The following is a 7,186-nucleotide window of genomic DNA, read 5'->3' on the forward strand; positions in this document are numbered from 1 at the left end:
TCCCATTGAAGTTTCGTTACGCGTATCGATATGGTGCGGGCATGGTGGTCGAGAAAGCAAGCAACCCGAAGAACGGCCGTCCCCGGGCGGTGACGCTCGACGCGATCCTGGACGCGGCGACCGAACTCTCCGACGACCAGGGACTCGACGCCGTGAGCTTCCGCGCGCTGGCCGACCGGCTGGACGTGTCACCGATGGCGATCCACCGCACGACGGGCGGCATCGAAGCGCTCCGGCACGCGCTGGTGTCCCGGATCGTCGGCGAGGCGACCCGGTCGGTGGACTGGCCGGACGACTGGCTCGGTACCGTCCGGCTGTTCGCGAACGCGCTCCACGACCTGCTCATGCGGCACCCCGTCATCCTCGACGCGCACCGCCGCGCACCACTGGTCGGGCCCGGCGCCGACGACACCGCGCACCGGGTCGTGGCGGCGCTGCGCGGCGCGGGGCTGGACGAGGAGGCCGCCGCGTACGCGTACGGCGCCCTGCACGACTTCGTCACCGGCCACGTGGCGATCCGCCTCGGCCGCGGCGATCCGGAACCGCACCGGGTCCCGCCGGAACGCCGCGCCGCGTCGGTGTTCGCGGAACACCACGACTACGAGCGCCGGTTCGCCTTCGGCCTCGACTTCGTCATCGGCGGAATCGCCGCCGCGGCTTCGGCGTCCCCCGCGACTCCCGCGCCCCGCACATCCCGCACATCCCGTGAGGAGCAGCGATGACCCCCTCCCCGACGGGCCCGACGGAGACGGACCTGCCCGAGACGCACCACCTGGCGGCCCCGGGCGGGCGCCGTATCGCTTACTGCTCGTACGGCGACCCCGCCGCCCCGCCCGTGATCGTGCTCCACGGGACCCCCGGCAGCCGCTACGAGGGCCTCGCCCTGCGGCGGGCGGCGACGGACGCGGGCCTGCACCTGGTCTTCCCGGACCGTCCGGGGTACGGGGAGACCGACCCCGTGCCCGGTCGCGGCTTCCACCGCTGGAACGACGACTTCGTGGCCCTGCTCGACCACCTCGGCCACGAACGGGCCCCGCTCGTGGCGATCTCGGGCGGCGGCGGGTACGCGCTCTCGGCGGCCCAGCGGCTCCCCGGACGGGTGACGAGACTGATCCTCGCCTGCGCCGCCGTTCCCGGAGCCCCCCGCGAGGCGTACGCGCGCCGGATCCCCCTGGTCAAACTGCTGAACCTGATCGCCGTCCGGGCCCCGGGGGTCGCCCGGCAGATGCTCGCGGGAAAGGGCGTCTTCAAGAAGACCAGGAACGAGCCGAACCTCGACGCCTGGCCCCGCGCCGACCGGCTGATCATGACCACCCCCGCCTTCCGGGAGCTGTCCGGCCTGGACACGGCCGAGGGGCAGCGCCAGGGCACGGACGCGGCCGTCACCGACCTCGCCGGCTATGCCCGCCCGCTGCCGGACCCGCTGGACTCGGTCTCCGTGCCGACCCTCTTCCTCCACGGCGAGGCGGACGGCAACGTCCCCGTCGAGGTGGCGCGCTGGGCCCACGCGCAGATCCCCGGCGCCGAACTGCGCACCGTCCCCGACGGGGGCCATCTCTTCCTGCTCGCGGACCCGGAACCGCTCCTGCGTGAACTGATCTGAGCGATGCGCACGCGTGCCGGTGCGCGTGCGCCGGTGCGCGTGTTCCGCGGCGTGCCCGCTTCGGCGGCGGCTCAGTCGGCCGTGCCGCCGGCCCGCAGATCCTCGGCGGTTTCCTGGTACGCCTCGGCGGCGCGGGTGAAGTAGTCGAAGAGGGTGGCGCGCTGCTCGGGGGAGTAGCCGCCGAGCAGTTCGCCGATCCGCCGACGGGCGTCGGCCATGACGCGGTCGAGCTCCGCGGGCCTGCCGATCGGTTCGACGATCACCTTGCGGCGGTCGTCGGGCGAGGGGACGCGGCGCACGTACCCGGCCTCCTCCAGCCGGTCGACCAGCCGGGTGGTGGGGCCGGTGGTCAGGCCGACGCGCGTGCCCAGTTCGCCCGGGGTCATCGAACCGGCCAGCTCCAGGACGTTCAGCGCGTACAGGTCCGTCGCGCCCAGACCGCAGGCCCGGGCGCCGGCGTGGGCGTGCAGCAGGACCGCGCTCAGGTACCGGCGGTAGACCCGGCTCGCGTCCGGCTGCGGATGGGGCGTTGACACGGCGATCCTCCACTCCCTAATCTCTTCCTCAACGAAGAGACTTCTCAAAAGAAGAAGCTTCTTCGGAAAAGTAGCTTCGCTCGCGAAGGTACCACGGGAGGGAACCCAGATGAGCACCGAGACCGCCGCCCCCGGACCCGCCACGGCGAGCCCCGGGCCCGGGCCCGCCACGACCGGGCGGTCCCGCCGCCGTACGGTCAAACGCGTCCTGGGGATCGGCGCCCTGGCCCTCGCCCTGGCCGCCGGTGGCGGGTACCTGTGGCTCAGCAGCACCGCCACGGTGCACAACACCGGCAACCCCGACTGCATGGCCGTCACCCCGACGGACGCCCCGGCCGGTGCCCACCGGCAGGTGTGCTCGACGCTGGCGGACATGACCGCGGCCTGGGGCCGGGGCGACGCGGACGCCTACGGCGCCGTGTTCACCGAGGACGCCACCTACACCACCTACATCGGCACGCACTACCAGGGCCGCCGCGACATCGCCGAAGGCCACGCGGCCCTGTTCGACGGCTTCCTCAAGGACACCGAGCTGGCCGACTCGTACCTCGGCATCCGCTTCTACGGTCCACGGACCGCGATCGTCACCACCCGCGGCGACACCTACGAGGGCAGCCCCGAGAAGCCGGACGAGCTCTCCAAGACCCAGACCTACACCCTGGTCCGCCAGGACGACGGCCCGTGGCGCATCGCGGCCTTCCACAACACCCGGCGCCAGAAGGTCATGGAGCGCGTCTCCTTCCTGTTCGACCCCGACACCAGGCCCCGGGCCGAGAAGTGACGAGCGAGAGGACCCGTCCCATGAGCACCGAGACCACCGCGACCATCGCGACCGCCGAGATCCGGGCCCTGCTGGACCGGGCGCGCGCCGCCTGGAACCGCGGCGACGGCACCGCCTACGGGGACTGCTTCACCGACGACGCCACCGACGTCACGTTCACCGGCACCGTCTACCGCGGCGGGCAGGAGATCGGGCGGGCGCACCAGGCCCTCTTCGACACCTTCCTCAAGGGCACCGAACTCCACCTGGACGTCCGCGACATCCGCACCCACGGCCCCGACACCGCCGTCGTCGTCACCCGCGGCGAGGTCTCCAGGAAGCCGCCCCGCAGGCTCGGCAAGATCGCCACGTACACCCTCGTCCGCACCGACCGGCGGGGCTGGCGGATCGCCGCCGTGCAGAAGACCCGGCGCAAGGGCCTGCTCGAAGCCGTCTCCTTCAGACTCCAGCCCGCCACCAGGCCCGCCCCCGCGGGCGGTTGAGCCCCGAGCGTCCGCCGTGCCGTGCGCTACTGCCAGGTCGCGGTGTCGGGGTCGATGCCGTGGGCGCGCGCGTCGGCGTCGACGATCTGCCGGAACCACGCGGCGAGACCGGTCCGGATGCCGTCGTAGTGGGCGGCGAATCCCGGATCGGCCTCGTACATGCGGCCCAGGCAGACCTGCATCCGCCGGGTGAGGGGAAAGTACGAGGCGAAGACCTCGCGGTGCCGCTCGGCGAGCCGGTTCGCCTCCGGGCTGCCGGGGGCGACACCGGCGTCCATCGCGTCCGCGAGGGCCCGGTCGAGGGCGGCGACGGCGTCGGCGACCTCCTGCCACTCCTCCGGGCCGCGCGAGGCGGAGAGTTCGGCGTACTGCCGCCACTGCGTCGTGTCCCCGTAGCGGCTGCGGGCCCTGGCGGGCCCGTCCGGGTCCCATCGGGGGCCGAAGATCGCGGCCTGCTGCTCGACGGTCAGCAGCAGGCCGCGCTCGTGGGCGTCGATCATCCGGTCCAGTCCGGCGCCGAGCCGCTGGAGGCGTTCGATCCGCTCGGTGACCTGGGCGCGCTGCGCGCGCAGCGCACCGGGCACGTCCGCGGTCGAGTCGTCCAGGACGTCCCGGATCCGGTCCAGGCCGAGACCGACCTCGCGGTAGACCACGATGCGGTGCAGGCGTTCCAGATCACCGGCGGTGTAGAGCCGGTATCCGGCGGCCGTGCGCATCGACGGGCGGGCCAGGCCGATCTCGTCCCAGTGGTGCAGCGCGCGGACGGTCACGCCCAGACGCGTCGAGACCTGGCCGACGGTCAGACCGTCGACCTCGGCCTCGGCCTCGGACTCGGCCTCGGCCCCGGACTCGATCCCGGCCGCGGAGCCGGCTCCGGTTTCAGCTGCGTCAGGCATGCTCCTCATTGTCGTCGCGGTCGAAGTCCGGCGGGGTGATCCCGATGGCCTCAAGGTTCCGCGCCTCCCGGCTCGCCGGATCGAAGGGCTTCGCCGCGGTGACGACGACCCGTGCGTTCTCGGGGGTGATCACCGTCACGTCGCGCGTGTTCCAGGGGGTGTCCCGCGGGCCCTCGACCGAGTCCGGGCGCAGCGCGCGGCAGTCCTCGACCACGGAATCGATCTGGCCGAGCACGTACGCGAAGCTGAGGCCCATCGCGGGCGCCTGCTCCGGAACGCTCTCCTCCGCGACGAGGAGCACGTCCTGGAACGCCCATCGGCGCAGATGCACGAGGGTGCCGGGGATGCTGAACAGTTCGAAGAACCCGAGCCCGCGGACCCAGAAGTCCACCGAGGCCGCGAGGTCGTTCGTGGGGATCGTCGCGAACGCGGGCATTCCGTAGATGCCGCGGAACGGCTCCGGCGGAACCGCGTCCGGACCGGGGTCGGGTACGGGGCTGATCTCGAAAGCGTTGTAGTGGTCGCTCATGCGCACCACCCTCCGGCCTCACGCAACGTGAGGGTCAAGCCGGAATTTCCCGAACCGGCTTCCGGGCCCGTCGGGGCCCGGACCCACCCGTACCGACGCCCCGCACGGGGCCGGTCGCGGGGAAGGGCACTGGCCTGCGACACCATGAGACGCGCCCGGCTCCTGCCCGCAGTGTTCCTTCTCGGCGGCGCGGCGGCCGCCGCCGGGCTCGCCCTCAGGGGGAGCCCCGGCTCGGGTGCGGCGTTCCTGCTGGTCCTCGTCCTGGTCGCGGGGGTGAACTCGCCGCTGGTCCTCCCGAGGTCGATCGGGGCGGCGGCGGCACGGCGCCGCAGCGCGGCCGACGGCCGGCCGATCGTCTTCCGGCGGCCGGGCTGCACGTACTGCCTGCGGCTGCGCATCCGGCTGGGCCGGGACGCCCACCGAATGCATTGGGTCAATATCTGGCGCGATCCAGACGGCGCTACAACCGTACGGGAGGCCAACGACGGCAACGAGACCGTACCGACCGTCGTCGTGGCGGGCCGTCCGCACACCAACCCCGGCCCGGAATGGGTGCGCGAGCGGCTCCCCCCGGCCCCGTGATCCGGGGGTGCCGGACGGCGGCCCGGACGGGCCGGAGCGCGGCGACACGGATCCGACTGACCAGCAGGTCAGTTGATGCCGACTTGACCAGCGGCCATAATGGACGAGCAGCCCTTCACGCATCCCCCGTCGTGAAGGGCTGCACCCTCAACTGCCCCCATATGCACCACTTGTCCGTCTTGTTCGGCGGAATTTCGCACAGGGCAGGGCGACTTCACGGGCAGGACACTCCCCTCGCGGTCCCCTGCCCGTGTTTTTTCGAGTTAACAGTGACGTTGCGTATTTACGCAAGCCCGTTCCCGTACCGCCCACCGCGCCGGGGGCCCCGTCCCGCGATTCGTTACAGTGCAATCCCGTTGACCGAGACGACGACCGAGCACCGCTGGTCGGGCGGGGAACGGATACGTGGGGAGCCGGATGGACAGCGTCGAGGAACGCACGCCGGAGCTGCGGACACTGCAGCAAAAGGTCGAGTACATGGTCGAGAAGACGTTCCCCGGACAGAAGGTCTCGGGCCGGGTCTTCGCCGACCTGGTCAAGGAGCGCGGCGGCTCCCTCTCGCACAGCTACTTCTCCAACATACTCGCGGGCAAGGTGACGCAGCCGTCCGAGGACATCCTCAAGGCGCTCGGCCTGGGCTTCGGCGTGGACTGGCGGTTCTTCAAGGAGGAGTCCGAGGTCGTCGACGACGTCGTCGCCGGGCTCCAGTTCCTCGCCAAGCGGCGCACCGGGGAGATCAGCGGGGTCGCCGGCCGGGGGCTCGACGAGGACGGGCTCCCGCCGGAGCTGCTGCAGTTCGCCCTCTCCCTGCTGGAGGACGCCCGGGGCAAGCAGGACGCGGCCGACGGCGGCGGCCCCGGCGAGCCGGAGGGGTAGACCTCCACATGTCCATGCGCGAACTGCGGAAGGAGTGCGAGGCCGGGCTGGCCGACCTGCCCATACCCGCGCCCTTCTCCATCGACGCACTGGTGGCGAACATGGAGGCGGCCCGCGGCCGCACCATCGTGCTGCACGAGATGCCCGACCGGCTGGCCCGCGTCAACGCCGCCTGCGGGCTGCGGCTGAAGACCGGCGGGACGAGTTTCGTGCTCTACCGCCGCCGGCCGACCGAGTACCAGACCCAGCACGTCATCCTGCACGAGCTGTGCCACGAGTGGTTCGACCACGGCACCTCCCTCGACGCCGAGCAGCTCAGGCGGCTGCTGCCGGTCTTCGACACCTCACTGATCACCAGGGTCCTGGGCGGTGGGCCCGCACCCGCGCCCGCGCCGCCGGTCGCCGACACCATCGCCGACGCGATCCGGTCGGGGGACGGCACCGTGCAGGCCCGCGCGCAGTACGACACCCACGACGAACGCATGGCCGAGTTCGGCGCGTCCCTCATCCCCCGCATGGCCCGGGACGTGTCGAGCGACGACATGGTGGGGCGTCTGGCCAACTCCCTCTCGCGCCCCGTCGCCAGCCGCCGCCGCGGCCTCTTCCGCCGTTCCTGACACCGCTCGTCCCCCCGTCCCCCGACCGGATCGCGTCGGCGATGGTGTCGGCGACCGGCGGCGCGGGCGCGGGTGCGGGCCCACCGCCCAGGACCCTGGTGATCAGTGAGGTGTCGAAGACCGGCAGCAGCCGCCTGAGCTGCTCGGCGTCGAGGGAGGTGCCGTGGTCGAACCACTCGTGGCACAGCTCGTGCAGGATGACGTGCTGGGTCTGGTACTCGGTCGGCCGGCGGCGGTAGAGCACGAAACTCGTCCCGCCGGTCTTCAGCCGCAGCCCGCAGGCG

At 72.4% G+C, this 7,186-nt stretch carries 10 protein-coding genes and 1 pseudogene; 7 read left to right on the top strand and 4 right to left on the bottom strand.

The genetic code is table 11. From position 1 onward, the window contains the following. Positions 1-41 precede the first annotated feature (41 nt). Both EAO76_RS13885 and EAO76_RS13890 read left to right on the top strand, forming a co-directional pair. Positions 42-722: a TetR/AcrR family transcriptional regulator gene (locus EAO76_RS13885; protein WP_148836246.1), complete on the top strand. Its 681-nt coding sequence runs from the start codon at positions 42-44 to the stop codon at positions 720-722. Then, positions 719-1,603, top strand: a complete 885-nt coding sequence (locus EAO76_RS13890) for an alpha/beta fold hydrolase (protein ID WP_148836247.1) — start codon at positions 719-721, stop codon at positions 1,601-1,603. The genes EAO76_RS13885 and EAO76_RS13890 overlap by 4 nt, the downstream gene beginning before the upstream one ends. 71 nt (positions 1,604-1,674) lie before the next feature. Here the strand turns inward: EAO76_RS13890 and EAO76_RS13895 are convergent, their stop codons facing one another. Further along, positions 1,675-2,139 carry a MarR family winged helix-turn-helix transcriptional regulator gene (locus tag EAO76_RS13895; RefSeq protein WP_148836248.1) on the bottom strand — a complete coding sequence of 155 codons (465 nt, stop codon included), beginning with the start codon at positions 2,137-2,139 and terminating at the stop codon, positions 1,675-1,677. Positions 2,140-2,248: 109 nt separating this feature from the next. On the opposite strand from EAO76_RS13895, the gene EAO76_RS13900 reads away from it, so the two are divergent. Continuing rightward, positions 2,249-2,920 carry an SgcJ/EcaC family oxidoreductase gene (locus tag EAO76_RS13900; RefSeq protein WP_148836249.1) on the top strand — a complete coding sequence of 224 codons (672 nt, stop codon included), beginning with the start codon at positions 2,249-2,251 and terminating at the stop codon, positions 2,918-2,920. A gap of 20 nt (positions 2,921-2,940) precedes the next feature. Then, on the top strand, positions 2,941-3,402 hold the full coding sequence (locus EAO76_RS13905; protein ID WP_148836250.1) for an SgcJ/EcaC family oxidoreductase: 462 nt from the start codon (positions 2,941-2,943) through the stop codon (positions 3,400-3,402). 26 nt (positions 3,403-3,428) lie between these two features. On the opposite strand, the gene EAO76_RS13910 is transcribed toward EAO76_RS13905, so the two are convergent. Both EAO76_RS13910 and EAO76_RS13915 read right to left on the bottom strand, forming a co-directional pair. Further along, on the bottom strand, positions 3,429-4,298 hold the full coding sequence (locus tag EAO76_RS13910; protein WP_148836251.1) for a MerR family transcriptional regulator: 870 nt from the start codon (positions 4,296-4,298) through the stop codon (positions 3,429-3,431). After that, on the bottom strand, positions 4,291-4,827 hold the full coding sequence (locus EAO76_RS13915; RefSeq protein ID WP_148836252.1) for a VOC family protein: 537 nt from the start codon (positions 4,825-4,827) through the stop codon (positions 4,291-4,293). The genes EAO76_RS13910 and EAO76_RS13915 overlap by 8 nt, the downstream gene beginning before the upstream one ends. 144 nt (positions 4,828-4,971) lie before the next feature. On the opposite strand from EAO76_RS13915, the gene EAO76_RS13920 reads away from it, so the two are divergent. The 3 genes from EAO76_RS13920 to EAO76_RS13930 all read left to right on the top strand — a co-directional run bounded on the left by EAO76_RS13920 (position 4,972) and on the right by EAO76_RS13930 (position 6,902). Continuing rightward, positions 4,972-5,409: a glutaredoxin domain-containing protein gene (locus EAO76_RS13920; protein ID WP_148836253.1), complete on the top strand. Its 438-nt coding sequence runs from the start codon at positions 4,972-4,974 to the stop codon at positions 5,407-5,409. A gap of 417 nt (positions 5,410-5,826) precedes the next feature. Then, complete coding sequence (locus tag EAO76_RS13925; RefSeq protein WP_148836254.1) at positions 5,827-6,285, top strand: hypothetical protein; 459 nt, start codon at positions 5,827-5,829, stop codon at positions 6,283-6,285. Positions 6,286-6,293: 8 nt separating this feature from the next. After that, positions 6,294-6,902, top strand: coding sequence for a toxin (locus tag EAO76_RS13930; RefSeq protein ID WP_148836255.1), 609 nt, complete (start codon positions 6,294-6,296; stop codon positions 6,900-6,902). 55 nt (positions 6,903-6,957) lie between these two features. Here EAO76_RS13930 and EAO76_RS46165 read toward each other — a convergent pair. Further along, positions 6,958-7,186: pseudogene (locus EAO76_RS46165) on the bottom strand (toxin); the annotation flags it as partial.

The sequence above is a fragment of the Streptomyces sp. sk2.1 genome, from assembly GCF_008120935.1.
Lineage (GTDB): Bacteria > Actinomycetota > Actinomycetes > Streptomycetales > Streptomycetaceae > Streptomyces.

Bases quoted from the DNA above. Each gene is read 5' to 3' on its own strand.
- EAO76_RS13885 (WP_148836246.1), top strand. From the start codon at position 42: ATGGTGGTCGAGAAAGCAAGCAACCCGAAGAACGGCCGTCCCCGGGCG.
- EAO76_RS13890 (WP_148836247.1), top strand. From the start codon at position 719: ATGACCCCCTCCCCGACGGGCCCGACGGAGACGGACCTGCCCGAGACG.
- EAO76_RS13900 (WP_148836249.1), top strand. From the start codon at position 2,249: ATGAGCACCGAGACCGCCGCCCCCGGACCCGCCACGGCGAGCCCCGGG.
- EAO76_RS13905 (WP_148836250.1), top strand. From the start codon at position 2,941: ATGAGCACCGAGACCACCGCGACCATCGCGACCGCCGAGATCCGGGCC.
- EAO76_RS13910 (WP_148836251.1), bottom strand. From the start codon at position 4,298: ATGCCTGACGCAGCTGAAACCGGAGCCGGCTCCGCGGCCGGGATCGAG.
- EAO76_RS13915 (WP_148836252.1), bottom strand. From the start codon at position 4,827: ATGAGCGACCACTACAACGCTTTCGAGATCAGCCCCGTACCCGACCCC.
- EAO76_RS13920 (WP_148836253.1), top strand. From the start codon at position 4,972: ATGAGACGCGCCCGGCTCCTGCCCGCAGTGTTCCTTCTCGGCGGCGCG.
- EAO76_RS13925 (WP_148836254.1), top strand. From the start codon at position 5,827: ATGGACAGCGTCGAGGAACGCACGCCGGAGCTGCGGACACTGCAGCAA.
- EAO76_RS13930 (WP_148836255.1), top strand. From the start codon at position 6,294: ATGTCCATGCGCGAACTGCGGAAGGAGTGCGAGGCCGGGCTGGCCGAC.